Origin of the sequence: Acinetobacter portensis (genome assembly GCF_010646905.1) — a bacterium.
GTDB classification, from domain to species: Bacteria; Pseudomonadota; Gammaproteobacteria; order Pseudomonadales; family Moraxellaceae; genus Acinetobacter; species Acinetobacter portensis.
Window position 1 is genome coordinate 1,496,575 of record NZ_JAAARQ010000002.1, and the last position, 24,848, is coordinate 1,521,422.

Below are 24,848 nucleotides of genomic sequence, written 5' to 3' on the forward strand. Positions count from 1 at the left end.
CGGTTTTTTTGTTTAAAACTTTAAATCTATTAGATGTAAAAGCCATCTAGGTTGGTATGTTTTGGAATAAGATTTAAATCCCATTGAGCAATTGCTTGTTTCAGCATTTTATTGGGCGCATCAAGTTCAACAGAAGGCTGTTTGAGGGCCTGTAATGCTTGTTGTAAAAGCTCGGAAGGCTTACTCAAATCGAGTGCTTGTGCCATATTTTGCTTAGATAACTTTTGCCCTTGATCATTCATTGCAAGTGGTAAATGGATATATTCAAGGCGAGGGTAGTCTAATAATTCACCTAACCAAATTTGACGTTCCGTATTATCAAGTAAATCGGCACCACGAACGACATGCGTCATACCTTGCAAATAATCATCTACAACAACGGCAAGTTGATAATTGATAATGCCATCACGACGTTTTAAAACAAAATCGCCTAAATCGGTTGCTAAGTTAGAGCAGTGTTGACCTTGAAGTACATCTTGAAAGCAGATTTCAAGATTTTCAACTTTTACACGAATCGCTTGCTGATCAAAAGAAAGGGCAAGATCTCGACACGTTCCTACATAAATATGGTTAGAACCCAAAATTTTTCGAGTGCATTGACAGGCATAGACCATTTTTTTTTGATGTAATTGCTGAATCACATCTTCATAAATGTCTAAGCGGTCTTTTTGGAAGATAATTTCTGAATCGGGTTCAAACTGAAATGCATGTATAGATTGAAGGATATGATCTTCACTACCCGGATAAATTCGGGGGATGTCGGTATCTTCAATACGAACATGCCAAAGCCCTCGATTGGCTTTTGCATCGCAATAACTCGCAACAGCTGTAATTAAAGACCCAAAATGTAAAGGGCCGGTTGGCGATGGCGCAAACCGACCCACGTAATTCACTTCTTTCCCTTCCTTTTTTAAAGGAAGGGGCAGGGATGGATTACTGAATAACATGAATTAACCGTTATTTTGCTTCTCTTTGATTTCTGCTAATGTTTTGCAGTCAATACAAAGTGTTGCAGTTGGACGTGCTTCTAAGCGACGTAAACCGATTTCAATACCGCATGTTTCACAGAAGCCATAGTCATCGTTTTTAATTGCTTCGATAGACTGCTCAATTTTACGAATGAGTTTACGTTCACGGTCACGTGTACGCAATTCAATCGCAAATTCTTCTTCTTGTGTTGCACGGTCATTCACATCTGGAAGCGCCGTATTTTCATCCTGCATCGTATTTAAAGTACGATCCACTTCAGACATTAACTCTTCTTTCCATGCTAAAAGAATTTTACGGAAATGTTCGAGTTGCCCTTCGGACATATAGTCTTCATTTTTTTTAGGCTGATAAGGCTCAATACCAAATAAGCTAGCGGTTGTGCCACCTTCTGATGCTTTTGACTTTGGTTTACGCACTCGTTTTGTAGATTTTTCTTCTACAATATTTGTTTGTTCGTCCAATACTTGATTTTGATTGTCATTCGCCATGTAAGGCATTCCTCATCATATACGTACATCAATACGCAAAAAATATGGTGATATGCAAGTGTCTGTTTCCACACTCCCCACATAGATAAACGATCTTTGGGGGTCGTCATCATATAGACTTTTTATGTATTTTGATAGTCTTTGATGTTTTGGATTTGACCCGCCATTCTTTATTTATCAGGCAATAAAATAAAGCATAAAGTATAAAATGAAAAGTTAATAACCTGAAATTTCTAAATTAATTTTAGGTTTATATTCTTCAACTCTTTGTATTTCTGTACTAAAAGTTCCATTTTGTTTTAAATGAAGTACCCGATAACCTGGTGCGGTATCATCGAGTGCAAAATTATCACTTTTGGGTTTGAACTGTACGCAAGTAGAGGGTGTAGAGTAGAAATAAATATTATTCCAGAGGTTGATTGAGTCCTGATGGACATGACCAAAAAGAACAATTTTAATATTTTGATGATTTTTTAAAATATCAGTTAAATTTCCACTATTTTTGAGTTTGTGATTATCAATCCATCGAGATTCCATTTCTAAAGGATGGTGATGACACGTAATAATGATATGTTGATTCTTATGGGTTGTCAGAATCGTATCAAGTTGTTGTAATTGCTCATCATCGATCCAACCATGAACCTGACCTTTGACTGCACTATTTAATAAAATGACAGTCCAATTCCCAATTTGAATTGCATGAACTTGGTTTTGATTTTTATAAAATGGAAAATATTCAGCTTTATCATGATTGCCCGGAATCTGATAATGTGGAATTCCTAATGTATTCATAAACGTTAAATAGTTGGAATATGTTTCAGGAATAGCAACTTGAGCCAAATCACCTGTATGAAATATAGTGTCGGCATGTGAATATTTTTGTTGAATATCTTTTATAACGGCACGAAATGTTTCAGATGGATTCATCTGTAAAAATTCTAAATCATCTCTATTCATCAGATGTGTATCTGAAATTTGTATGACCGTTAAATCTTTTTGATTATTATTTTCTGATAAAGCCATGTCCATCCCCTTTAGACATCCTTTATGGTTTTAATATGTTGTTTTAACCATTGTAAAGCCATAATGACAGGTGCATTTCTTAAACGTCCATTTGTTAAAAGTGTGGCTAAGTCTTGATAGCTAATCAAATGAAGTAAGATATTTTCCCCTTCATCTGGCATACCAAAAATGCCACCCTCTTTGGGTAATTTAACTTGAGCACTATATAAATGAAAAAGTTCTGAGCAAGCGCCAGCAGATGGGTAAAATGTAAAGAGATGCTCTAAGTCATCTACTTCACATCCAGATTCTTCTAAAGATTCTCTACGGATACAACTTTCAGGTGATTCATCACCATCGAGTACACCCGCAATAATCTCAAGTTGCCATGGAGAACTTTCATCATCCATAGCACCCACTCGAAACTGCTCAATTAATGCAAATTTTTGTTGTTCATCATCATAAAGAAGGACACCTGCGGCTTCAGGACGATGAACAAGTTCACGCTGAATAACAGATGTATATGAAGTTTGATTAAACAATTGATGCGCTAGGCTAACTTTTTCAACTTGGATAAAACCACGATATAAATATTCACGTTTGTGAATATTTAATGAGTTTTTTCCATATGTTGCTTGTTTAATAATATTCATAATTTATTCATTAGGATAATTAAAACCTGATTTCATCCTAACTGAGTTTTTGATGAATACAAACTATTTTTTGCTCATTTACACTTTATGGTACAACTTTTGTCCTTGCTCCAAATATGCGTCACTCATGGCTTGGAGACCAATTTCAATTTCTTGACTATTTTGCTCGGAATTGATCTCAGCATTTTGTTTTTGAGCGTACTCTCTCACATTCTGCGTGATTTTCATCGAGCAGAACTTAGGTCCACACATAGAACAAAAGTGTGCAGATTTATGTGCTTCTTTTGGCATGGTTTCGTCATGCATGCTTCGAGCTGTGTCAGGGTCTAAACTTAAGTTAAACTGATCTTCCCATCTAAATTCGAAACGTGCTTTTGAAAGCGCATTATCACGTGCTTGCGAACCGGGATGTCCTTTTGCAAGGTCGGCTGCATGGGCTGCAATTTTGTAAGTAATGATGCCATCTTTAACATCTTTCTTATTGGGTAAGCCTAAGTGTTCTTTTGGCGTTACATAGCAAAGCATTGCTGTGCCGTACCAACCAATCATAGCTGCACCAATTGCAGATGTAATATGGTCATAGCCTGGTGCGATATCTGTAGTTAATGGACCAAGTGTATAAAACGGTGCCTCTTTGCAAACTTCAAGTTGCAAATCCATGTTTTCTTTAATCATATGCATTGGTACATGACCCGGTCCCTCAATAATGACTTGAACATTATGTTCCCATGCTTTATGAGTAAGCTCACCTAAGGTTCTTAATTCATTGAATTGAGCTTCATCGTTTGCATCTTGAATACAACCAGGGCGTAAACCATCGCCTAAGCTAAATGAAACATCATAAGCCTTCATAATTTCGCAAATTTCATCGAAATGCGTATATAAAAAGTTTTCTTGATGATGTGCTAAACACCACTGCGCCATGATTGATCCACCGCGGGAAACAATACCTGTTAGGCGATTTGCAGTTTGTGGGACATATCTTAAAAGTACGCCTGCATGAATCGTAAAGTAATCGACACCTTGTTCTGCTTGTTCAATCAATGTGTCTTTGAAAATTTCCCAAGTTAAATCTTCAGCAACGCCATTTACTTTTTCTAGCGCTTGATAAATAGGAACGGTACCAATAGGAACAGGGGAGTTACGAATAATCCATTCGCGTGTTTCATGGATATTTTTGCCTGTCGATAAATCCATAATGGTGTCTGCACCCCAACGTGTTGCCCACGTCATTTTGGATACTTCTTCATCAATGCTTGAGCCAAGCGCAGAATTACCAATATTGGCGTTAATTTTCACGAGAAAGTTACGACCAATAATCATGGGTTCACATTCAGGATGATTAATATTGGCAGGAATAATGGCACGACCTGAAGCCACTTCTTGGCGAACAAATTCCGGCGTGATTTCACGTAAATTTTGCGCACCAAAATTTTGACCTGCGTGCTGGCGCATATCTACGCCTTCAAGCTGACGTTGATTTTCACGTATAGCGATATATTCCATTTCGGGGGTAATTATGCCTTGCTTTGCATAATGCATTTGCGTGACATTTTTTCCTGCTTTTGCACGTCTAGGATTTTGAATGTGAGCAAACCGAATATCTGCAGTACGAATATCTTTTAAGCGTTCTTGACCAAATTTTGAAGTGAGTCCTGCTAAGCGTTCGGTGTCTTGGCGTTCTTCAATCCAAGTTTCACGAACATTGGGCAACCCTTTTTTTAGGTCAATTTCAATATTTGGATCTGTATATACACCCGAAGTGTCATACACCATAAGCGGTGGATTTTTTTCACCACCTAAGCCTGTAGGTGTATCTGTAAGTTCAATTTCACGCATGGGAACTTGAATGTCAGGACGTGAGCCTTGAATGTAGGTTTTTTTAGAAGCGGGTAAAATTCGAGTTAAATCTTTTGCATCTTGCTCATGTTGAGCAGAAATATCAGAAGCGGTGAGATTCGTTAATTGGTTCATTGCAATGATCCTTATGAATGAAATCAACGAATCAAGCACGACCAAAAACGTGGCGGTTTTATCCTATAGAAATAAGATAAATTGAGGCTTCAGTTTTTAGATTGGCTTGATTCCTACGCAGGTATTAACCTGATCAGGTTCAACGGTACTCACCATCAAATAAAAGCCATGGGCTTTATTAAGGTGATCTCAGCGAGTTTTTACTCGCGCTCCGTCAAGCGATTTGCAGATAGTAGCATGAAGTGAACTGAAAAGCAGAGTTGGTTTTATCTGCATTTTTTTTAAATTGTAAGTGATAAAGAATAAAAATTAAGATGTACGTTGAAGGCAAATGGCATCTGAAAAACAATCAAAATATTGATTAAAAGTGATGATTTTTAAATTTAAGTAATGACTTAGTTGTGAGGACAATTGACTTGAACCTGTTTGATTGCGTTTTACATTTGGAGGCAATTGAATGAATTTTAAAAAGTATCTCGCTTGTTCTGAAAGCTGAGAATGATCTAGCTTTGCGAGCTTTTCTATCGCCAATAAATGATCGCCTTGAATAGAAGACTCACCTAAATATGTATCAGAGACAGGATCTTTAGCTGTTCCTTTAAAGAGCAGTTGGCTATAGGTTAGATAAAGGTATTTTGCTTGTTGAATATAGATGCTTTGAGGAAATTGTTTTACATAATTTTCCCAAAATAATGCGCGCTCTGAAATTTCATTGGCATCTGGCACAATTCGATTATTTTTAAATAAGTTGTGCATATTTTGCTGAGCTAAATTTTCAATGAAGGTTCGTTCAGCTTTTGGAAAATACGGTGCAAATATACGCGCAAGATATTGCGGGCTACGTCGATAAACAAGTTGGTGTTGATCTGTTTCATGTAGCTCGATATAAGCTTGTCCTTTATGTTTAAGTAAATATTGATCTCTTAAACTAAAATTTTGATGATGGCTTTGCTGAATTGTTGGATGTTGTGCCATATCTAAAGCGAAAGAATTAAAAGCATTTTTTTCTTCTGGTGTACGTTGTACCGTTAGAAATTTTTTGTACATTTGAGTACTTAAATGCATGAGATATAACTGTTGTTTGAAGTCTAAAAGAGGCAAACACGTTTTTAATTTTTGATTAATTTGCTCTAAGGCAAAAGTTGTGCGAGTGTTATCGATATCTTGCATTTCTTTGCTGAGATGATTGCACAGATACGTTAAGTCAATAGTAACAGGAGATTCGTGAGCTTCTTTTATTTGAACAGGTGGTGGGTCAGATTTTTGGCATGCAACTAAGCTAAGCATAAAGCCTAAGATGCTTAGAATAATAATGATGATGTAAAAAACTTTATATTTCACTAGAACTCATGCAAAAAAAACAGACCAACTAAACTGAAAGAACTATTTTATCGCTGAAACATGGAGAATGATTGTGGCTTTTATGAGCTGATTTCGTTAATGAGTGAATGTGAACGTAAATACTGTTGTAATTATGGCAATATCTTGTGAAAGCAAATTTAGATTTAAAAAGATGTGAAAAATATACATAAAAATGGTATTTAAGCTTTTAAATTTGTGATGTTATTGATTGAATACAAAGTGTTATCGGCAACTTAGCTAAATATCGTAAGGGTTTAAGTAAAACAATGAAGAAAAACTTTTTATGCTTTTTATCTCTTGCTGTAATGAGCCCTTGGGTAAACGCATTAGACTTAGTGAATGCTTATGAGCGAGCACAAAACTCAGACCCTAATTGGCAAGCAAATATCCTGCAATATGAGGCAGATCAGCTTAATTTAGGTATTGCGAAAGGTAATCTTTTACCTACAGTCACATTTTCAGGAAATATCACGAGAAAAAGTCAGGATATGAATAGTATTTCTATTCCTGGTGTACCTGAGGTGAATTCAGATAATTTGATGTCATCATCATCTACAACGCGACAAGTATCTTTAACTGCTCGTCAGCCTTTGTTTCGGTGGGATGCTTGGGAAGCTTTAAAGCAAGTCAAAACATCGGTGAATTTGAGTGAAGCAACTTTAAAATCACAACAACAAGATCATATTTTAAATGTGTCTGAATCATATTTTAATGTGCTGAGACAGCAATCTTTAACAGCCGCATATCTACAAGAAGAAAAAGCCTTACTTGAGCAACTTAACATGATGAATGCAAAGTTAAGAGAAGGTCTTGTTGCAAAAAGTGATGTCAGTGAAGCCAATGCACAATATCAAAATGCACGAGCAAATCGGATTTCATCGCATGTTCAATTGGTATTGGCGCAAGAACAATTATCGCAGCTCATCGGTTCATATCGTGAAAACTTAGCTGTGCTTAGAGATGATTTTAAATTTCAGAAACCCATTCCTGACAATCTGCAAGATTGGACAGATTTAGCGAAGCAGCAAAATTTAGGTATTCAACAAGCACGTTTGCAGTATCAGTATGCTGAAGATGGTGTGCGCGTTGAGCGAGCTGCGAAATATCCTCAAGTTGAAGCGGTTGGAACCTATGGATATACCAAACAAACACCTGAAAGTTTAATGTCGCAAAATGGTGAATTTGATCAAATTGGTGTAGAGGTCAATTGGAATATTTTTAGTGGCGGACGTGTCAAAAAGAACGTGCAAAAAGCATCTGTAAATGCAAAAAAAGCACAAGCACAATTAGATGCTGCAATGTTAAAAGCCAATACAGATGTTAAAAAATCGTATTTACAAGTAGAAACAGATCAGGCAAAACTAGACGCTAGAAAAGCCGCAATGGAATCATCTGAAACCGTATCAAAAGCATCAAAAGCACAATATAACGAAGGCTTAAAAACCATGGTTGATGTGCTTTTAGCTCAGCGTAATGCTTTTTCAACCAAGCAAGATTATGTGAATGCAAAGTATGATTACATTGTAAATGTTTTGAGATTGAAAGCTTCAGTGGGACAATTGAATGAAAATGCATTAAAAGAAGTGAATGCTTGGCTTGTAGAAAAATAATCGATTTATAGGATATTTTTATCAGTCGATCGGTGACCGAATACTGTCATAAAAGGTTCATCATATTTATGCTTTAATGTTCCCCATTATAAATTTATAAGTCTGTTGCCGTGGAGTATATTCCTTGAGTCCGACCAATCCAGTGCTGAATCATCATATATCTTCTCAATTTAATGAAGAATTAAGAGATGTAAATACAAAATTTATGACGATGGGCGGCTTAGTTGAACAGCAGGTCGCAAGTGCAATTCGTTCTTTACTTGATACAGATGCAACATTAGCAATAGAAACTCAGTTTCAAGATAATGTGGTTAATCGATTAGAAACTGAAATTGATGAAGCTTTAACATTGATTTTAGCGCGACGTCATCCTGCTGCAATTGATTTACGTATGGTGATTGCAATGTCAAAAGCCAATACAGATCTAGAGCGTATTGGCGATGAAGCAGCAAAAATTGCACGTATTGCACAAAACCTTTGTGAAGAAGGTGGTTCGCCACGTGGTTATATGGAAACACGTCATATTGGTAATCAAGTACGCATCATGATTCATGATGCTTTAGATGCATTTGCACGTTTAGATGTCGATCAAGCATTACGTGTATTACTTGCAGATGCCGATATTGACCGTGAATATCAGTCTGCGATGCGTACATTAATGACCTATATGATGGAAGATCCGCGTCATATTGCACGTGTAATGAATGTAATGTGGGTTCTACGTTCTTTAGAGCGTGTTGGTGATCATGCGCGTAATATTTCAGAACAAGTGATTTATATGGTGAAAGGATTAGATGTTCGCCATACAAGCGTAAAAGAAATTGAACAAAAAGTTCAGGAAAAATAATTCATTTTAGAAATAAATATATTTGGGAAGGTCTCTAGTTTACTAGGGGCTTTTTTATTGTGGATGAATTTCACTAAATTTTGGATAAAAAAAATCTCAGACTTTGGGGGAAGTCTGAGACTAAAATTAGTACGGTATCAATGGAGATAGGTACCGTCTATGAAATTAAGTATAGGTGGGTATTTAGAATAAATCATGTGGCTTATTGTATTCTAATGTAATGTTTTATATACGAATGTATGTGAAAATTACATTCAATGATTTTGATACAAATTGGATGAAGTCATTAGTCTTAGAGTAGATGCATTTGGGCGAATAATGCTGTAAACAACCATCATTTGAAAACTCAAGATATTAAAAAAATCTGATAAAAGGCGATAGACTTTATTTTGAATAATTAAAATTGTAGGTTTTGTTTTTCATGGATAAATAAAGTCATGCATAAAAAAGGAGTCTTATGAAGACTCCTTTTTGACATTTGAAACTACGCGCTTCGCTTGTCTTGTGTAATTTTTAGAGTAGCGCTTAAAAAAAAGAGAAGCTCTCAATTCAGAGAGCTTCTCAAGTTAAAAGCTACGCGGACATTGTCCTTGTCTTGCATAAAACTTAAAGCAGTACTTTAAGTTTTCACTCAAGCATAGCTTCTCATCTTGCGGCGTGGCGGAGCAGTGCTCCGCTGAATCACGCCTCAGGCTTTAGGCCTTCAGCTTTTTCTAAAGATGCATCATTACTGAAAAATTTCTCACGCTGTTCTTCAAGAAACTTTTTCGCATCTGGTTCAAATACGTTTAAACGCTTTTCGTTAATAAGCGTTGTTTGATGTTTTAACCATTCTTGCCAAGCTTGCTTAGATACAGAGTCAAATAATTCTTGACCCTTTGCACCTGGGAACGGTGCAAAATCTAAAGCTTCCATTTCTTGTTGATACTTACGGCAAAAAACTTGTCGAGACATATCAATACTCCGAATTTAACGTAAAATTTAAGCGTAAAGCTTTTCTAAGCGAGTGTAAGCACGAGCAATGGCTGCTTCAACTTGCGCAGGCGCAGTACCACCAATGTGATTACGTGCATTTACAGAAGCTTCAAGTGTTAATGCTTTTTCGAAAACATCAGCTTGAATCAAGTCAGAGAACTGTTGAAGCTGTTCTAATGTTAATTCAGATAAATCTTTAGATTCAGCAACACCTAAAGCAACGGCTTTACCGACAATTTCATGTGCATCACGGAAAGCAACGCCATTTTTTACGAGGTAGTCAGCAAGGTCTGTTGCTGTAGAGAAACCACGTAATGCAGCTTCACGCATGATTTCGATATTTGGAACCAATGCAGGAATCATGTCCGCAAATGCCATCAATGAGCCACGAACAGTATCAATTGCATCAAATAATGGTTCTTTGTCTTCTTGGTTGTCTTTGTTGTACGCCAATGGTTGACCTTTCATGAGTGTTAAAAGACTCATTAAGTCGCCATACACACGACCCGTTTTACCACGGATTAACTCAGGAACGTCTGGGTTTTTCTTTTGTGGCATGATTGATGAGCCCGTGCAGAAACGGTCAGGAATGTTCACAAATTTGAACTGAGCCGAAGTCCACAGAATCATTTCTTCAGACATGCGTGATAAATGCATCATAATTAACGATGCCGCAGCATTGAATTCAATACCAAAGTCACGGTCAGAAACAGCATCTAATGAGTTTTCACATACAGCTTCGAAACCTAAAAGTTCAGCAGTATATTCACGCTCGATTGGATACGTTGTACCTGCAAGTGCAGCCGAACCTAAAGGTAAACGATTCACACGTTTACGGCAGTCAATTAAACGCTCAGAGTCACGAACAAGCATTTCAAACCAAGCCATTAAATGATGACCAAACGTCACAGGCTGTGCAGTTTGAAGATGTGTGAAACCTGGCATTATCGTTTGGGTGTTTTTAGCCGCTAAACTTAAAATGCCTTTTTGTAATTTTTCAAGTAATTGTAAAATTGCATCAATTTCATCACGTACATATAAACGGATGTCGGTTGCAACTTGGTCATTACGGCTACGACCTGTATGCAGTTTTTTACCTGTAATACCGATACGTTGAGTTAAACGAGACTCGATATTCATGTGAACATCTTCTAAATCGATGCGCCACTCAAAGTTGCCCGCTTCAATTTCAGATTTAATAGTGGTTAAACCATTGATGATGTCATCACGTTCTGTTTCAGTTAAAACACCAACTTTTGCAAGCATAGTTGCATGTGCAATAGAACCTGCAATATCTTGTTTATAAAAGCGTTGGTCAAATTGAACAGATGCTGTAAATTCAGCAACAAATGCATCAGTAGCTTCAGAGAAACGACCGCCCCACATACCCGATGTTTGGGCTTGTGACGGATTTGAGGAATTAGAAGATGTGGTCATGTCGGCTCAATAGAATAAAAAGCGATAATATGCAAAGTAGTATAGCAAATTCGGAAACACTTACCGAAAAACAAGTCGATCAAACTTTTGCACATATGCAGGGGGAAAATCATTCAATCTATTTTTTAACGAAAATGGGTCGTTGGCAATATTTAATTGAATTATTTATTGGCAGTGTTTTATTGGCACTGGTTTTGGTCTTGGCAGAAGCACGAGGGTGGTCGGGGCTAAGCTTTGAGCGCTTTATTCAATATGTGCTTTATATTGATTGGGTACTTCTATGTTTTGTGACGCTCATTGAATATTTTAAAAAAATTCTAACTAAATTGCATTTAGCACAATCTTTTATTCTTGGTTTTTTATTATTGCAACTGATTATTTTATCAACAACAGTCGGTCTGAATTTTTTTAAATATGTAGGTGAAAACTTAGGTTTAGAGAATTTAAGCTTAAATATTTTATTGAATCATATTGGCTTACATTTAGGTTACGGTATTTTACTTGGTGCATTCTGCTTTAGATATTTATACGTACGCGAACAATGGGTGCAACAGCAACATAGTGAATTGCGTTCAAGGGTTGATGCATTGCAAGCACGAATACATCCTCACTTTTTATTTAATAGCTTAAATAATGTCATTAGTTTAATTGCGATAGATCCTGATAAGGCAGAACAGATGTTGTTAAATTTGTCGCGTTTATTTCGGGCAAGTTTGCAAGAATTAAAGCTTGTAACACTGGAAGATGAAATTGAATTATGTCAAAAGTATTTAGAAATAGAGCAAATTCGTTTAGGTAATCGCTTAAATGTAGATTGGAAATTTGAAAATAAGCAAGTTTTTACCCAAGTGCAAATTCCATTGCTTACTTTGCAACCACTTCTTGAAAATAGTATTTTCCATGGAGTAGAGAAAATTTTAGCAAAAAGTACAATTAGTATATTAGTTGAAGTTTTAGATAATTATGTCAATATAGTCGTTACGAATCCTTTTATAATTAATGATATAGAACAACATCAAAGCCACGGGATAGCAACAAAAAATATTAAACAGCGTTTGCAAGCATACTATGGACGTTCTGTGAAATTTAGAACATTTGCTGGAAGTCAAACATATACAACCGTTATTCAATATAAATACAAATAATGCGTTTTATGGTTTTTAATCCTTTTAAATCAATTGGGTAGATATATGTATGGATATATTGATTTGTGATGATGAATCTTTAGCAGTACAAAGATTATCAAGATTGGTCGAACAACTGGGTCATCGGGTTGTGGCAACAGCGTCACATGGTCAAGAAGCGATTGAACTGGCTCAGATTCATCATCCAGATATTATTTTACTTGATATTCAAATGCCTGAAATGGATGGGTTAAGCTGTGCAAAACGCTTGCGTGATTTGGGTTTAATGCCTGCGATTGTTTTTTGTACGGCTTATGATGAATATGCATTAAATGCTTTTAAATCTCAAGTAGATGGATATTTACTTAAACCTGTGCTAAAACAAGATTTACAAGTCGTATTAGATCACTTAACCAAACTTACTCAAGCTCAGCTGAGTAATATAAAACAAAAAGAAAATATGGAAGAACTAAATAATCAGCGCACACAAATTGTGGCAAAGACCTTTCGAGGCGTCGAACTTATTCCTGTGGAAAATATTTATTATTTTTTAGCAGATCAAAAATATGTCACTGTTCGTCATAAGAATGGAACTGTTCTTATTGATGAGACATTAAAGGAGCTTGAACAAGAATTTGGTGAAAATTTTATTAGAATTCATCGTAATGCTTTGGTTTCAGTCAAATTTCTGAGTGGTTTGGAGCTTGTTAGCTCTGGTCAATATCAGGTGAAATGTCGTGGATTAGAAGAAAAATTATCTGTCAGCCGCCGTCATTTACCTCTGTTAAAAGAACGTTTACAGAAGATGTAAAATGATTAAGTATAAAAATTAACACAAGACGAAGTTCAATTTACTTGCATTTTTAAGATTTCAAGTTAAGTTTACAATCATACTTATTCTATTATTTAAGCTGGCATGATGAAAACCCTTAAAATTGCAACTCGACAAAGCCCACTTGCTTTATGGCAAGCAGAACATATTCGTGCGCGTTTAGAGGCGTTACATGCAGGTTTAACAGTTGAGCTTGTCACTTTTGTGACCCAAGGTGACAAAATTCTAGATACACCATTGGCAAAAATTGGTGGAAAAGGCTTATTTGTTAAAGAATTAGAAGCTGCATTATTAGATGGTCGTGCAGATCTTGCTGTGCATTCAATGAAAGATGTTCCAATGGCATTACCTGAAGGTTTAACGCTTGCAGTTATTTGCGAACGTGAAGATCCTTTAGATGCTTTTGTCTCAAATACCTATGCAAGTTTTGATGATTTACCAGAAGGTGCAAAAGTCGGTACATCAAGCTTACGTCGTAAGTGTCAAATTCTAAAAGCCCGTCCAGACTTAGAAATTATTGATTTACGTGGCAATGTGGGTACACGTTTATCTAAATTAGATGCGGGCAATTACGATGCTATTATTCTTGCAAGTGCAGGCTTGAAGCGTTTGGAGTTGGCAGATCGTATTCGTCATACTCTTGATCCTCTTGTCAGTTTACCTGCGGTGGGACAAGGTGCATTAGGCTTAGAATGCCGTGAAGATGATCAATCTGTTTTAGATTTAATTTTGCCATTATTACATGATGAATCGAATGTATGTGTTCGTGCAGAACGTGCTTTTAATGCGTATTTGGAAGGTGGTTGCCAAGTTCCAATCGCGGGCTATGCAACATTAAAAAATGGTCAAATTCATATTGAAGGTCGTGTGGGCAGTGTAGATGGTGAGACGTTACTTCAAGTGAACTTGAATGGTCAGCCTGAAGATGCTGAAAAGCTTGGTGTTCAGTTGGCTCAAGAATTACTTGCTTTAGGTGCAGGTGAGCTTTTAAAAGCATTGCATTAATATGCTTTTCATTAATACCAGACCTCAAGATCGTGCAAAGCCACTAACGATGGCTTTGCACCAACAGTCTATTGATGTCATTGAGTTACCACTACTTGAACTTATTGCACGCCCTTTATCAAGTGATTTGACAGGCTTGTATCGGCAGCTTCAAAGTGCCAAAGTGATAGTAGTAGTCAGTCCAACGGCTGTTGACGTTGGCATGAAATATCTAAACCAATTGCAAATTTCATTAGCTGATTTGGCTCATGTGAAATGGATTGCAGTAGGTCAAAAAACGGCTGAAAGCTTGATTAAATATGGTGTTGAAAGCCTTGTGCCCGATGTTGAAACATCTGAAGGAATGTTAAGTTTATCTGCTTTAAAATCTTTAGATACTCGAACAAATGTTGCATTTTGGCGTGGTGAGGGTGGACGTCAATTTATGATGGACACCTTAATTTCACAAGGTCATAAAGTTCTAAATTTTATTTTGTATGATCGACACTGTCCTGAACAGTCAAAACAGGTTATTGAAACAATAAAACAGCAGTTACAACAATCGCCAAGTTATAAAATGGTGGTGAGTAGTGAAGCAAGTTGGCTAAATTGGATTGAATTAATTCAAAATAATCGTGGTATTCTAAATAAAGCTGATTATTGGGTATTGGGGGAGCGATTGTTTCAATTATTACTTAATCATCAGAAGCAGAATAAACTGAGTTTTAAAATTACAAAATTAGCCGATTTAAAAATAGATTCAATTACGCAACAGATTGCTGTTGCTCAAGGGTAAACATGAAAAAGCTTTATATTTTTGTGCTAATAATTATTTTAGCTGTTGTCGCTAAACTAAGTTATGACGTATATAAAATATCGGCACAACAAACCGAATTAAAGCAAGTCATCAATAAATTGGAAAAATCAGGTTCTAATTTAAATGATCAGTTGGTGGCAATAAAGCGTGATCCGAGTGAAGCTCAAACAGTTACTGACATAAAAAAAATAACAGATACTCAATCGGATATTCAGCCAAATGATATGATCAAACAACAATTGAGTTTGGTTGAATTTGCGCTAAAACAGCATCAATATCATTATGCAGTAGAAAAATTAATAGAACTAGATCATCAGATTGATGATTATGTTTTAGCACCCTCATTAAAAAATAGTTTACATCAAGTGATTGATAAAGATATTCAGACCATTAAGCAATATGTTGTAAATAGCGATGCTCAACAACAAAAGATTAATCAACTTATATTGCAGTTAAATAGTGAACTAAAACAAGAAATTATCAATCCAAATTTGGCAGTATCATCTTCTGAAAATGCATATTTTTGGCAAAAATGGTTTTTGGTTGAATCGACAAAAAAACCAAATCAACAGTTAATGCAACGTTCAGTGGTTTTAAAAGAAGCTCAATTAAGACTTCTTATTGCACGTGAAGCATTATCTCAAGGGCAGTTTTTACAATATCATAAAGAGCTTGCAGATATTATTCAGCTTGTTAATCAATTGCCAGATCAGGTTGCAAAACAACTTGTTCGACAAATTAAAAATATCGATGGAATGACAGCAATTCCAGTTCCTGTATTAAGCACTCGAGCATTATTGGGCTAAGTTATGAAAACAGTGATTCTTGCTTATACACTTATTATTTTAATTTTTGCATCCATTTTGAGTGTTTTAAGTTATGGCTATGGGGCGGGTTATGTTTATATTTATTGGCGCGATTTACAAATACAAACCAATATTTGGGTTGTTTTCTTTTTAACCATTCTAACCAGTTTGGCTATTCAACTAATCTGGGTACTAAGTAAGCGTTATTTCACGCGTGAACAGCGTAAAAGTGAAGTTATTTTCAATTTTAAAAACTTGCATCCCTATGAGCAGTTAGCCGTTATTTCTCTTTTAGATGCAGAAATTGATCAAAAAGATTTTATTCAAAATGTATTTTCCAATTCAGGTCTGTTGCAAGGTGTTATTGAATCTCAGCTTGATTATGTACAAGGAAATTTTTCACAGGCATTAATGTCCTTAGATCAAGCAAACGCAATGGCATTTGAGCTTGCTGAGATTCAGCGTATACGTGTTTATTTGGCACAGAATGAGGCTGAGAAAGCGCTTACGCATCTTGAATTTTTAAATCAACATGAGCTATCGCCATGGCTTAATGATGTTAAAAATTCATATGAGCGAACTTTGCAGGATTTATGGGGTGCTTTTGCAATTGCATTTCCTTGGGATTACTTACGTGCGACTAAATATGGTCATCTAAACATTGATAAAAAAATTGAATGGCTTAAACAGCTATTGAAGCAGTTTGATCAAGCAAATGCAGATAATCTTCAAGATTTGCAACAGCGCTATTTGGCTTTGGCTGATCAACTTGAAGATAAGACTTATGACGTAAATGTACTGTGGTTAAAAGTGCTTTCACATTTACCTGAATTAAGCGAACAGCATGAAGCGCTTGCAGAATACTTGTTGGGAACTCAGTTTGATCAAGAAGTATTCTATTTATGGTTCCAGCAACAAGTATTAAAACAAAATCCAGATTATTCAAATATTGAGCAAAAAATTGAATATTGGGAAGCTAAATATCCAGCATTACCTATATTAAGTTTTGTGAAATGGCATGTTTTTCAAGAGCAAGGTCGCTTTGTAGAAGCAGAGCAATTATTAGAGTTATATCCAGATCATATTCTAATGAACTATTTACGAATTAAATCGACATTAAAAGATAAAGATCACTTAATACATCAACTTAATTTAATTTTTGAAAATAATGCAAATCACGTGGCAATTAAAATATAAAGGTACAGTATGAACGCTCTTCAAGATTATCCAGTGATATATGAACAGAAGGTTGCTTGGGGAGATATGGACGCTTTTGGTCATGTTAATAACGTGATTTATTATCGATATATTGAAAGCGCCCGATTATGTTATTTGGGTAGACTTAATATTTTAAACGAAGATATTTATACTGTTGTTGCATCAAATCAATGTCAGTATTTTCAACCCGTATTATATCCAGACTGTTTGAAAATAGGTGCACGTGTTGATGAGTTAAGAAATAGCGCATTTAGAATGCATTATTCTATTTGGAGCGAACAGCTTAAAGATATTGTTGCTGTTGGGGAAGCCGTTATTGTTTGTGTAAATAAAACGGATATGAAAAAAACTCAAATACCTCATCATATTAAAGATAAAATTAAAGCACTGGAAAAAGAGATTCATCATTTAATTTAAATATTAAAACCTTGTTATTAAGTGTAAATGTTTTTTATTGTGTTTAAAGTGCTTATTATTATTGATAATTTATATTTATATAAATAAGATATGTAGGTTAATTAATAAAATCAATATTTAATAAATTGGAGTTCATAATGCCAGATATTAGTAATATGTCTGTTGAAGAGTTGAAACGCTTACAGGTTCAAGCTGAAGCTCTAATTGCATCTAAAAAAGATCAAGCGATTGAAGATGCCTATAATCAAATTTTAGCTATTGCTGAAAAAGTTGGTTTATCTGTAGATCAAATTGTTGAATTTGGTGCATCAAAACGTAAAAAAGGCACACGTAAAGCTGTAGAGCCAAGATATCGTAACAAAGGTAATACCGCGGAAACTTGGACAGGTCGTGGCAAGCAACCTCGTTGGTTGGTTGCACAGCTTGAAAAAGGTGCAAAATTAGAAGATTTTCTTATCTAATCAAAAGTTGCATCAAATGTAGTTTAAAAGCCAAGTTTAAAAACTTGGCTTTTTTATTGGATTTAATTCATGAATTAAAAAATAGATGAAAAAACTTTGTGATGCGTGGTTTTAAATTGTATAGAGTTTATAAAGCCTGAAGTTATTTTAATAAATTGACGTGCTATGATTATTCAAAATCACTATTGAGTAGCTTTTTATGACTTGGGTATTGCAGGCCATTACAGGTGAATTCACAGGACAAGAGATCCTTATCGACCGTGATATGTTGGTAGGTCGTCATCAAGATTCAGATGTTCTTTTACAATCCTCAGAAATTTCGCGGAAACACGCTGCATTTTTATTAAAAAATAACGCACTTTGGCTTCAAGATTTAAAATCTTCAAACGGTACATTTGTGAATGATGTGCGTATTGAGGCTGAAACACTTTTAAAAGAAAATGATATTGTTCAGTTTGCAAGTCTGAAATTCTCTGTATTGCAAGCAGCCAAAAAAATTGAAAAGCCTACATTTGTTTCAGGTGTAGAACTTCAGCGTGTGGCTGTTGCAGATAAAGAGCAAGTTAAAGAACCTATTCAGCAGCCATCAGAAGCCATTGCTGTATCGGAAACAGCTGCGAAGCAAGAAGAGCTTACGCCTGCACAGCAAATGAATGAGCAAGGAATGCCTGACCTGAAGGCACGTGATGAAAATGTTCTGGTGACTAAGGAAGGTATGCCGACAAACGTTGGTATTCCTAAACCAGCACCTATTCCAGAAGGTGTAGATTTAACTGTACCTGCTAAACGTGAAGAATGTGAAGTTGAAATTCCTGCGGTATGCGTTGAACAAGAAAAAGAAGCACAGAAAAATGCTTCAATCGGTTTGATGGCTGTTATCGCAATTGTTATTTTGGCAATTATTGCATTTGTAATGTTTAAATAACGTTGCTTTAGCATACAATTAAGGCATGCATACGCATGCCTTTTTTATTGTGGAGTAAAAATGTCTGTCGCAAAGCTCAATACTCGAGAAGTTATTTTATTTGACCTAGATGGTACATTGGTCGATTCTGCTTCAGACTTATATCGTGCAATGAATTTGAGCTTAGAAAAACTCAACCTTCCACTGGTAACAGAACAGCACGTTCGTATTTGGGTGGGAAAAGGCACATCAATTTTTTGCGATAGTGTGTTGAAACATCTTACAGGACAGGTTGACCCTGCTCAGCATGAGCAATTACTTGCAACATTCTTAAAAATTTATAATGCAGAACCATGTGTAAATACTTTGCCATTTGAAGGTGTAGTCGAGTTTTTAGATTGGGGAGCGGCACATCATAAAAAATTAGTTTGTGTGACCAATAAGCCTGAATTACCTGCACGAAAAATTATTGAAGAATTGGCTTTAGATCATTATTTTGATGATGTGATCGGCGGAGATCGTTTTGAAGAGCGTAAGCCACATCCAAAACAACTGCTTCATTGTGTAGATACTTATGGCGTTACTAAAGAACAAGTTTTAATGATTGGTGATTCAAGTAATGATGTTGAAGCGGCACGACGTGCAGGAGTCGATTGTATTGTGCTTAGCTATGGCTATAATCATGGTGAAAATATTTTAGATTGTCAGCCACAACAGGTGGTTGATAATCTTAGAGAATTGATTGCTTAATAGAACAGTAAATAAAGGAATATTGAAAATGAGCGTGTGTGTGGTTTTTCGATGGCGAAGCTCAGTTAAATAAAATGAAAACACTGAACAAAGTCCAATATGAATATATAGAGAGAAACCATGACAACTCAAACGCAATTCGATCACTTAAAAGAAGCAGGCTACAACCTTATTCCTGTTTACCGCCAACGTTTAGCAGATACAGAAACACCACTTTCTGTGTTTGCACGATTAAAATCTCATGAACAAGCTTATCTTTTTGAATCTGTAGAGGGTGGCGAAAACTGGGCGCGTTATTCAATTATTGGTTTGGGTGAATCGACTGTATTTTCATGTAATGCAGGTGAACTCACTATCCAGCAAGCAGATGGCACAACGCTAAAACAAGGATGCACAGACCCATTTCAATTTATTCGTGATTTTCAATCTCAATATAAAGTACCAACTCAGCAAGATTTACCTGCACTGCCAAATTTCACAGGTGGTTTGGTGGGCTACTTTGGATACGATGCCGTACGCTACATTGAGCCTCGCTTAAATAACGTGCCAGAAGCAGATCCTGTGGGGTTACCTGATATTTGGATGATGTTGTCTAAAACAGTGATTGTCTTTGATAATTTAAAAGATACCTTGTTCTTAATTGTTCATGCCGATGTGAATGATGCGGATGCTTATACGAAAGCACAGGCTCAGCTAGATGTATTAGAAGAACTTCTTGCAACGCCTATTCGTCTAAAAGCGGAAAAACATACAGCACCGCATTTTGAGTCACTTACAGGCAAAGGAAAATTTTTAGAATCAGTTGAAACTGTAAAAGAGTACATTCGGGCAGGGGATGTGATGCAGGTTGTGCCGGGGCATCGTATGGTTTCAGATTTTGATGGTGAGCCGTTACAAGTGTATCGTGCGCTCCGCCATCTTAACCCATCACCGTACTTATTCTTGGTACAAGGGCAAACCTTAGAGAATAAGAAGCCATTCCATATTGTCGGGTCATCACCAGAAATTTTGTCTCGTTTAGAAAATGGTATTGCAACTGTTCGTCCATTGGCAGGGACACGACCACGTGGCAAAACCAAAGAAGAAGATTTAGCACTTGAGCAAGATTTACTTTCAGATGAAAAAGAAATTGCAGAACATCTCATGTTAATTGACCTTGGTCGAAATGATGTAGGGCGTATTTCAAAAATTGGCAAAGTGCAGGTTACAGATAGAATGGTCATTGAACGCTATTCACATGTGATGCACATTGTGTCAAATGTTCAAGGTGAAGTTCGAGATGATGTTGATGCTTTAGATGTATTTAAAGCAACGTTCCCTGCAGGAACACTTTCTGGTGCACCAAAAATTCGTGCAATGGAAATTATTGACGAAGTTGAGCCTGTAAAACGTGGAATTTTTGGCGGAGCTGTTGGTTATTTAGGCTGGCATGGCGAAATGGACATGTCTATTGCTATTCGCACCTGTGTAATTCGTGAAAATAAGGTCTATGTTCAGGCAGGAGCGGGGCTTGTTGCAGACTCAAATCCTGAATCTGAATGGCAAGAAACGCAAATAAAAGCTCGCGCAGTGATCAAAGCGGTCGAATTATCATCAAATGGATTGATTTTATGAGTTTTTGACGTTTTTTTTGAAAAAAACACTTGCACGGATTCTAAGTTTTGCTAAACTGCACACCGTTCCGATACGAAACGTACGAAACACTAAGAAACGCCGGCATAGCTCAGTTGGTAGAGCAACTGACTTGTAATCAGTAGGTCCACAGTTCGAATCCGTGTGCCGGCACCATCTTAGAAGTTTTAAGTTTTGTTGAAAGAACAACACTGAAAGTAAGTGTAAATGGTGAGGTTCCCGAGCGGTCAAAGGGGGCGGACTGTAACTCCGCTACGAAAGTTTCGAAGGTTCGAATCCTTCCCTCACCACCAATTTAAGACTTCAATAAGTGGATTGTACCAACATCGTGCGGGAGTAGCTCAGTTGGTAGAGCGGCAGCCTTCCAAGCTGCATGTCGCGAGTTCGACCCTCGTCTCCCGCTCCATTGAAGCATTTGTTTGCTCTTATAGCTCAGTGGTAGAGCACTCCCTTGGTAAGGGAGAGGTCTCGAGTTCAAATCTCGATAAGAGCTCCAGATACAGTTTAGCAACGTAGTTGCACAGAATTTTTTAAAAAGCAGGCTTATTAGTCTGCTTTTCGAGTATTTGGTGTTTGTTTTTTTAGACGATATGTCGATGCTGGGTTTTGCTCAGAATTGTGTTCGACGTAAACGAGGAAGATGAAAATGGCTAAGGCTAAGTTTGAACGTAATAAGCCACACGTTAACGTGGGCACAATTGGTCACGTCGACCATGGTAAAACAACTTTAACAGCTGCAATTGCAACTGTTTGTGCAAAAACTTTTGGTGGCGAAGCGAAAGACTACGCTGCAATTGACTCTGCACCAGAAGAAAAAGCACGTGGTATTACAATTAATACTTCACACGTAGAATACGATTCAGTAATTCGTCACTACGCGCACGTAGACTGTCCAGGTCACGCCGATTATGTTAAAAACATGATTACTGGTGCTGCTCAAATGGATGGTGCGATCCTTGTATGTGCTGCGACTGATGGTCCAATGCCACAGACTCGTGAACACATCCTTCTTTCTCGCCAAGTAGGCGTACCGTACATCGTTGTATTCTTAAACAAATGCGACCTTGTAGATGACGAAGAGTTACTTGAATTAGTAGAAATGGAAGTTCGTGAACTTCTTTCTATGTATAACTTCCCTGGTGATGACACTCCAATCATCCGTGGTTCAGCTTTAGCTGCACTTAACGGTGACCAAGGTCAATACGGCGAACCAGCTGTAGTAGCTCTTGTTGAAGCTCTAGATTCTTATATTCCTGAGCCAGAACGTGCTATCGATCTTCCATTCCTTATGCCAATTGAAGATGTATTCTCAATCTCAGGTCGTGGTACAGTAGTAACTGGCCGTGTTGAGACTGGTATCGTTAAAGTAGGCGAAGAAGTTGAAATCGTTGGTATTAAAGATACAGTTAAAACAACTGTAACTGGCGTAGAAATGTTCCGTAAACTTCTTGACGAAGGTCGTGCGGGCGAGAACTGTGGTGTTCTTCTACGTGGTACTAAACGTGAAGACGTTCAGCGTGGTCAAGTATTGACTAAACCAGGTGCGATCAAACCGCATACTAAATTCGACGCAGAAGTATACGTACTTTCTAAAGAAGAAGGTGGTCGTCATACTCCATTCCTTAACGGTTACCGTCCACAGTTCTACTTCCGTACAACTGACGTAACTGGCGCTATCGCTCTTCAAGACGGCGTAGAAATGGTTATGCCTGGTGACAACGTAGAAATGTCAGTAGAATTAATCCACCCAATCGCAATGGACCCAGGTCTACGTTTTGCGATCCGTGAAGGTGGTCGTACAGTTGGTGCTGGTGTTGTTGCTAAAGTAACTGCATAATAATATTTAAAATAAAACCGAGAGTTTCGATTCTCGGTTTTATTGTTACAGGTCAGTAGTTCAATTGGTAGAGCGTCGGTCTCCAAAACCGAATGTTGGGGGTTCGAGCCCCTCCTGACCTGCCATTTTCAAAAAAAACTTGATGCTGGTTAAATTGGTCATATAATAAGTCGCGAGTTCTACGACGAGTACAAAAATGTCGAATGATAAATCGCGTGACGCATTAAGCGAAGCGCCAATCCCTCAAAGAAATAATACCGCTGAAATCGTAAGCTCTAGTTCTCCGGTAGACTATATTTTATGGATAATTTCTATAATTTTGTTTATTGCTACAATGCTGGTAAATCAACATTTGCCGGGATATTGGGCGCCTGCGAATGATGTTTGGGTTCGAGTCGGGGTGATTTTGGCTTGTATCGTGACCGCTTTAGGTTTATTATACGCCACCCATCAAGGCAAAGGCTTTGTTCGTTTGTTGAAAGACTCTCGAATTGAGTTACGTCGTGTGACTTGGCCAACAAAGCAAGAGACCGTGACCACATCTTGGCAGGTACTTGCAGTCGTAGTTGTTGCATCTATTTTATTATGGTGCTTTGATTATGTCTTGGGTTGGTTAATGAAGTTTATTATCGGGTAAGAGAGCTATGAAACGTTGGTACATTATTCATGCCTATTCAGGTTATGAAAAACAAGTGATGCGTTCACTTAATGATCGAATCCAGCGTAGCGCTGTTGCCGATAGCTTTGGTGAAGTTCTTGTCCCTACTGAAGAAGTAGTGGAAATGAAGGACGGTAAAAAGCGCAAATCAGAGCGAAAATTCTTTCCGGGCTATGTTTTAGTCGAAATGGAAATGAATGATGATACTTGGCACATTGTAAAAGAATGTCCAAAAGTACTTGGCTTTATTGGTGGTACTGCAGAAAAACCTGCACCTATTACTCAAAAAGAAGCTGATGCTATCTTAGCGCGTGTACGCAATACTGGTGAAGCACCTCGTCCTAAGACGATGTTTGAGCCAGGCGAAGAATTACTCGTTGTTGATGGTCCATTCACAGACTTTAAAGGTGTGGTGGAAGAAGTTCAATACGAAAAGTCACGTTTAACGTTGACTATTAATGTATTTAACCGACCAACTCAGGTTGAATTGGAATTTCGTCAAGTCGAAAAATCAGTTTAATTGGAATTGGTTGAAAACGCCCGATTTGTTATGGATCGGGCATTGTTGTTGTAACGGTTATCGTTACTTGAAAACGTTGGGGAGCCTTAATCGGCGTTTGTACCCAGAGGTAATTTGAAATGGCTAAGAAGATTGACGGCTATATCAAGCTGCAAGTTCCAGCTGGTAAAGCGAATCCATCTCCACCGATTGGTCCTGCACTAGGTCAACGTGGTGTTAACATCATGGCATTCTGTAAAGAATTCAATGCTGCTACACAAAAAGTTGAAGCTGGTTTACCAATTCCTGTAGTGATTACTGTGTACAACGATAAGTCGTTCACATTCATCATGAAAACTCCTCCTGCTGCTATTCTTCTTAAGAAAGCTGCTGGTATCCAAAAGGGTTCGGCTGTACCAAACAAAACTAAAGTTGGTAAGTTGACTCGTGCTCAATTGGAAGAAATTGCGACTACTAAAGAACCAGATTTAACTGGTGCTGATTTAGACGCACGTGTACGTACCATTGCTGGTTCTGCGCGTTCTATGGGCTTGGAAGTGGAGCTTTAAGA

25 protein-coding genes, 5 tRNA genes and 1 riboswitch are annotated in these 24,848 nt (G+C 37.1%); of the genes, 22 read left to right on the plus strand and 8 right to left on the minus strand.

All coding sequences use genetic code 11. The features are described 5' to 3' along the window. Positions 1–29: 29 nt before the first annotated feature. From gluQRS to GTK57_RS07155, 6 genes are all read right to left on the minus strand, one after another. Positions 30–947: a tRNA glutamyl-Q(34) synthetase GluQRS gene (gene gluQRS / locus GTK57_RS07130; RefSeq protein ID WP_163122166.1), complete on the minus strand. Its 918-nt coding sequence runs from the start codon at positions 945–947 to the stop codon at positions 30–32. A 3-nt stretch (positions 948–950) separates the two neighbouring features. Continuing rightward, entirely contained in the window at positions 951–1,478 is a 528-nt protein-coding gene (gene dksA / locus GTK57_RS07135; RefSeq protein ID WP_152873713.1) for an RNA polymerase-binding protein DksA, read from the minus strand. Between the two features lie 216 nt (positions 1,479–1,694). After that, complete coding sequence (gene cpdA / locus GTK57_RS07140) at positions 1,695–2,507, minus strand: 3',5'-cyclic-AMP phosphodiesterase (RefSeq protein WP_407925918.1); 813 nt, start codon at positions 2,505–2,507, stop codon at positions 1,695–1,697. 5 nt (positions 2,508–2,512) lie between these two features. Further along, entirely contained in the window at positions 2,513–3,133 is a 621-nt protein-coding gene (locus GTK57_RS07145) for an NUDIX domain-containing protein (protein WP_152873711.1), read from the minus strand. Positions 3,134–3,211: 78 nt separating this feature from the next. Then, complete coding sequence (thiC, locus tag GTK57_RS07150) at positions 3,212–5,107, minus strand: phosphomethylpyrimidine synthase ThiC (RefSeq protein ID WP_163122172.1); 1,896 nt, start codon at positions 5,105–5,107, stop codon at positions 3,212–3,214. 93 nt (positions 5,108–5,200) lie between these two features. After that, positions 5,201–5,331: riboswitch (TPP riboswitch) on the minus strand. Between the two features lie 85 nt (positions 5,332–5,416). Next, positions 5,417–6,448, minus strand: coding sequence for a hypothetical protein (locus GTK57_RS07155; protein ID WP_228720297.1), 1,032 nt, complete (start codon positions 6,446–6,448; stop codon positions 5,417–5,419). Between the two features lie 287 nt (positions 6,449–6,735). On the opposite strand from GTK57_RS07155, the gene abuO reads away from it, so the two are divergent. Beyond that, positions 6,736–8,079, plus strand: coding sequence for a multidrug efflux outer membrane protein AbuO (gene abuO, locus GTK57_RS07160; protein WP_163122175.1), 1,344 nt, complete (start codon positions 6,736–6,738; stop codon positions 8,077–8,079). Between the two features lie 124 nt (positions 8,080–8,203). Then, positions 8,204–8,926, plus strand: a complete 723-nt coding sequence (phoU, locus tag GTK57_RS07165; protein ID WP_163122178.1) for a phosphate signaling complex protein PhoU — start codon at positions 8,204–8,206, stop codon at positions 8,924–8,926. Positions 8,927–9,607: 681 nt separating this feature from the next. Here phoU and GTK57_RS07170 read toward each other — a convergent pair. Both GTK57_RS07170 and argH read right to left on the minus strand, forming a co-directional pair. Further along, a complete protein-coding gene (locus tag GTK57_RS07170) occupies positions 9,608–9,880 on the minus strand; it encodes an oxidative damage protection protein (protein ID WP_152873707.1) in 273 nt (90 codons plus the stop codon). Between the two features lie 27 nt (positions 9,881–9,907). Next, entirely contained in the window at positions 9,908–11,338 is a 1,431-nt protein-coding gene (gene argH, locus GTK57_RS07175) for an argininosuccinate lyase (RefSeq protein ID WP_171500235.1), read from the minus strand. On the opposite strand from argH, the gene GTK57_RS07180 reads away from it, so the two are divergent. From GTK57_RS07180 to rplK, 20 genes are all read left to right on the plus strand, one after another. After that, the gene (locus GTK57_RS07180; protein ID WP_152873706.1) at positions 11,329–12,483 is read left to right on the plus strand and encodes a sensor histidine kinase; all 1,155 of its coding nucleotides are present in this window, start codon (positions 11,329–11,331) and stop codon (positions 12,481–12,483) included. The genes argH and GTK57_RS07180 overlap by 10 nt on opposite strands. 49 nt (positions 12,484–12,532) lie before the next feature. Further along, positions 12,533–13,273, plus strand: coding sequence for a LytR/AlgR family response regulator transcription factor (locus GTK57_RS07185; RefSeq protein ID WP_152873705.1), 741 nt, complete (start codon positions 12,533–12,535; stop codon positions 13,271–13,273). Between the two features lie 108 nt (positions 13,274–13,381). Then, positions 13,382–14,299 carry a hydroxymethylbilane synthase gene (gene hemC, locus GTK57_RS07190; RefSeq protein ID WP_152873704.1) on the plus strand — a complete coding sequence of 306 codons (918 nt, stop codon included), beginning with the start codon at positions 13,382–13,384 and terminating at the stop codon, positions 14,297–14,299. Between the two features lies 1 nt (position 14,300). Beyond that, the gene (locus GTK57_RS07195) at positions 14,301–15,074 is read left to right on the plus strand and encodes a uroporphyrinogen-III synthase (RefSeq protein WP_152873703.1); all 774 of its coding nucleotides are present in this window, start codon (positions 14,301–14,303) and stop codon (positions 15,072–15,074) included. Between the two features lie 2 nt (positions 15,075–15,076). Beyond that, positions 15,077–15,901, plus strand: coding sequence for a hypothetical protein (locus GTK57_RS07200; RefSeq protein ID WP_163122181.1), 825 nt, complete (start codon positions 15,077–15,079; stop codon positions 15,899–15,901). 3 nt (positions 15,902–15,904) lie between these two features. Further along, the gene (locus GTK57_RS07205) at positions 15,905–17,098 is read left to right on the plus strand and encodes a heme biosynthesis protein HemY (protein WP_152873701.1); all 1,194 of its coding nucleotides are present in this window, start codon (positions 15,905–15,907) and stop codon (positions 17,096–17,098) included. A gap of 9 nt (positions 17,099–17,107) precedes the next feature. Continuing rightward, positions 17,108–17,536 carry an acyl-CoA thioesterase gene (locus tag GTK57_RS07210; protein ID WP_152873700.1) on the plus strand — a complete coding sequence of 143 codons (429 nt, stop codon included), beginning with the start codon at positions 17,108–17,110 and terminating at the stop codon, positions 17,534–17,536. 134 nt (positions 17,537–17,670) lie between these two features. Further along, complete coding sequence (locus GTK57_RS07215; protein WP_163124648.1) at positions 17,671–17,997, plus strand: H-NS histone family protein; 327 nt, start codon at positions 17,671–17,673, stop codon at positions 17,995–17,997. A gap of 199 nt (positions 17,998–18,196) precedes the next feature. Next, entirely contained in the window at positions 18,197–18,922 is a 726-nt protein-coding gene (locus GTK57_RS07220) for an FHA domain-containing protein (RefSeq protein ID WP_152873698.1), read from the plus strand. Between the two features lie 60 nt (positions 18,923–18,982). Continuing rightward, a complete protein-coding gene (locus tag GTK57_RS07225; RefSeq protein WP_152873697.1) occupies positions 18,983–19,651 on the plus strand; it encodes a phosphoglycolate phosphatase in 669 nt (222 codons plus the stop codon). 120 nt (positions 19,652–19,771) lie between these two features. Further along, positions 19,772–21,265, plus strand: a complete 1,494-nt coding sequence (gene trpE / locus GTK57_RS07230) for an anthranilate synthase component I (protein WP_152873696.1) — start codon at positions 19,772–19,774, stop codon at positions 21,263–21,265. Positions 21,266–21,363: 98 nt separating this feature from the next. Then, positions 21,364–21,439 (plus strand) — tRNA-Thr (locus tag GTK57_RS07235). A gap of 53 nt (positions 21,440–21,492) precedes the next feature. Then, positions 21,493–21,576, plus strand: a tRNA-Tyr gene (locus tag GTK57_RS07240). Between the two features lie 37 nt (positions 21,577–21,613). Next, positions 21,614–21,689: transfer RNA gene (locus tag GTK57_RS07245), tRNA-Gly, on the plus strand. 15 nt (positions 21,690–21,704) lie between these two features. Beyond that, a tRNA-Thr gene (locus GTK57_RS07250) sits at positions 21,705–21,779 on the plus strand. A gap of 150 nt (positions 21,780–21,929) precedes the next feature. Beyond that, positions 21,930–23,120, plus strand: coding sequence for an elongation factor Tu (gene tuf, locus GTK57_RS07255; RefSeq protein WP_163121223.1), 1,191 nt, complete (start codon positions 21,930–21,932; stop codon positions 23,118–23,120). Positions 23,121–23,169: 49 nt separating this feature from the next. Further along, a tRNA-Trp gene (locus tag GTK57_RS07260) sits at positions 23,170–23,245 on the plus strand. Positions 23,246–23,316: 71 nt separating this feature from the next. Continuing rightward, entirely contained in the window at positions 23,317–23,757 is a 441-nt protein-coding gene (secE, locus tag GTK57_RS07265; protein WP_152875426.1) for a preprotein translocase subunit SecE, read from the plus strand. Positions 23,758–23,764: 7 nt separating this feature from the next. Continuing rightward, a complete protein-coding gene (nusG, locus tag GTK57_RS07270) occupies positions 23,765–24,298 on the plus strand; it encodes a transcription termination/antitermination protein NusG (RefSeq protein ID WP_004278615.1) in 534 nt (177 codons plus the stop codon). A gap of 119 nt (positions 24,299–24,417) precedes the next feature. Beyond that, positions 24,418–24,846: a 50S ribosomal protein L11 gene (gene rplK, locus GTK57_RS07275; protein WP_004868049.1), complete on the plus strand. Its 429-nt coding sequence runs from the start codon at positions 24,418–24,420 to the stop codon at positions 24,844–24,846. The last annotated feature ends 2 nt before the right edge of the window (positions 24,847–24,848 follow it).

Excerpts from the sequence above, each read along its gene's own strand:
- gluQRS (WP_163122166.1), bottom strand. The coding sequence starts at position 947 with ATGTTATTCAGTAATCCATCCCTGCCCCTTCCTTTAAAAAAGGAAGGG.
- dksA (WP_152873713.1), bottom strand. The coding sequence starts at position 1,478 with ATGGCGAATGACAATCAAAATCAAGTATTGGACGAACAAACAAATATT.
- cpdA (WP_407925918.1), bottom strand. The coding sequence starts at position 2,507 with ATGGACATGGCTTTATCAGAAAATAATAATCAAAAAGATTTAACGGTC.
- GTK57_RS07145 (WP_152873711.1), bottom strand. The coding sequence starts at position 3,133 with ATGAATATTATTAAACAAGCAACATATGGAAAAAACTCATTAAATATT.
- thiC (WP_163122172.1), bottom strand. The coding sequence starts at position 5,107 with ATGAACCAATTAACGAATCTCACCGCTTCTGATATTTCTGCTCAACAT.
- abuO (WP_163122175.1), top strand. The coding sequence starts at position 6,736 with ATGAAGAAAAACTTTTTATGCTTTTTATCTCTTGCTGTAATGAGCCCT.
- GTK57_RS07170 (WP_152873707.1), bottom strand. The coding sequence starts at position 9,880 with ATGTCTCGACAAGTTTTTTGCCGTAAGTATCAACAAGAAATGGAAGCT.
- GTK57_RS07180 (WP_152873706.1), top strand. The coding sequence starts at position 11,329 with ATGTGGTCATGTCGGCTCAATAGAATAAAAAGCGATAATATGCAAAGT.
- argH (WP_171500235.1), bottom strand. The coding sequence starts at position 11,338 with ATGACCACATCTTCTAATTCCTCAAATCCGTCACAAGCCCAAACATCG.
- GTK57_RS07185 (WP_152873705.1), top strand. The coding sequence starts at position 12,533 with ATGGATATATTGATTTGTGATGATGAATCTTTAGCAGTACAAAGATTA.
- hemC (WP_152873704.1), top strand. The coding sequence starts at position 13,382 with ATGAAAACCCTTAAAATTGCAACTCGACAAAGCCCACTTGCTTTATGG.
- GTK57_RS07195 (WP_152873703.1), top strand. The coding sequence starts at position 14,301 with ATGCTTTTCATTAATACCAGACCTCAAGATCGTGCAAAGCCACTAACG.
- GTK57_RS07200 (WP_163122181.1), top strand. The coding sequence starts at position 15,077 with ATGAAAAAGCTTTATATTTTTGTGCTAATAATTATTTTAGCTGTTGTC.
- GTK57_RS07205 (WP_152873701.1), top strand. The coding sequence starts at position 15,905 with ATGAAAACAGTGATTCTTGCTTATACACTTATTATTTTAATTTTTGCA.
- GTK57_RS07210 (WP_152873700.1), top strand. The coding sequence starts at position 17,108 with ATGAACGCTCTTCAAGATTATCCAGTGATATATGAACAGAAGGTTGCT.
- GTK57_RS07220 (WP_152873698.1), top strand. The coding sequence starts at position 18,197 with ATGACTTGGGTATTGCAGGCCATTACAGGTGAATTCACAGGACAAGAG.
- GTK57_RS07225 (WP_152873697.1), top strand. The coding sequence starts at position 18,983 with ATGTCTGTCGCAAAGCTCAATACTCGAGAAGTTATTTTATTTGACCTA.
- trpE (WP_152873696.1), top strand. The coding sequence starts at position 19,772 with ATGACAACTCAAACGCAATTCGATCACTTAAAAGAAGCAGGCTACAAC.
- tuf (WP_163121223.1), top strand. The coding sequence starts at position 21,930 with ATGGCTAAGGCTAAGTTTGAACGTAATAAGCCACACGTTAACGTGGGC.
- secE (WP_152875426.1), top strand. The coding sequence starts at position 23,317 with ATGTCGAATGATAAATCGCGTGACGCATTAAGCGAAGCGCCAATCCCT.
- nusG (WP_004278615.1), top strand. The coding sequence starts at position 23,765 with ATGAAACGTTGGTACATTATTCATGCCTATTCAGGTTATGAAAAACAA.
- rplK (WP_004868049.1), top strand. The coding sequence starts at position 24,418 with ATGGCTAAGAAGATTGACGGCTATATCAAGCTGCAAGTTCCAGCTGGT.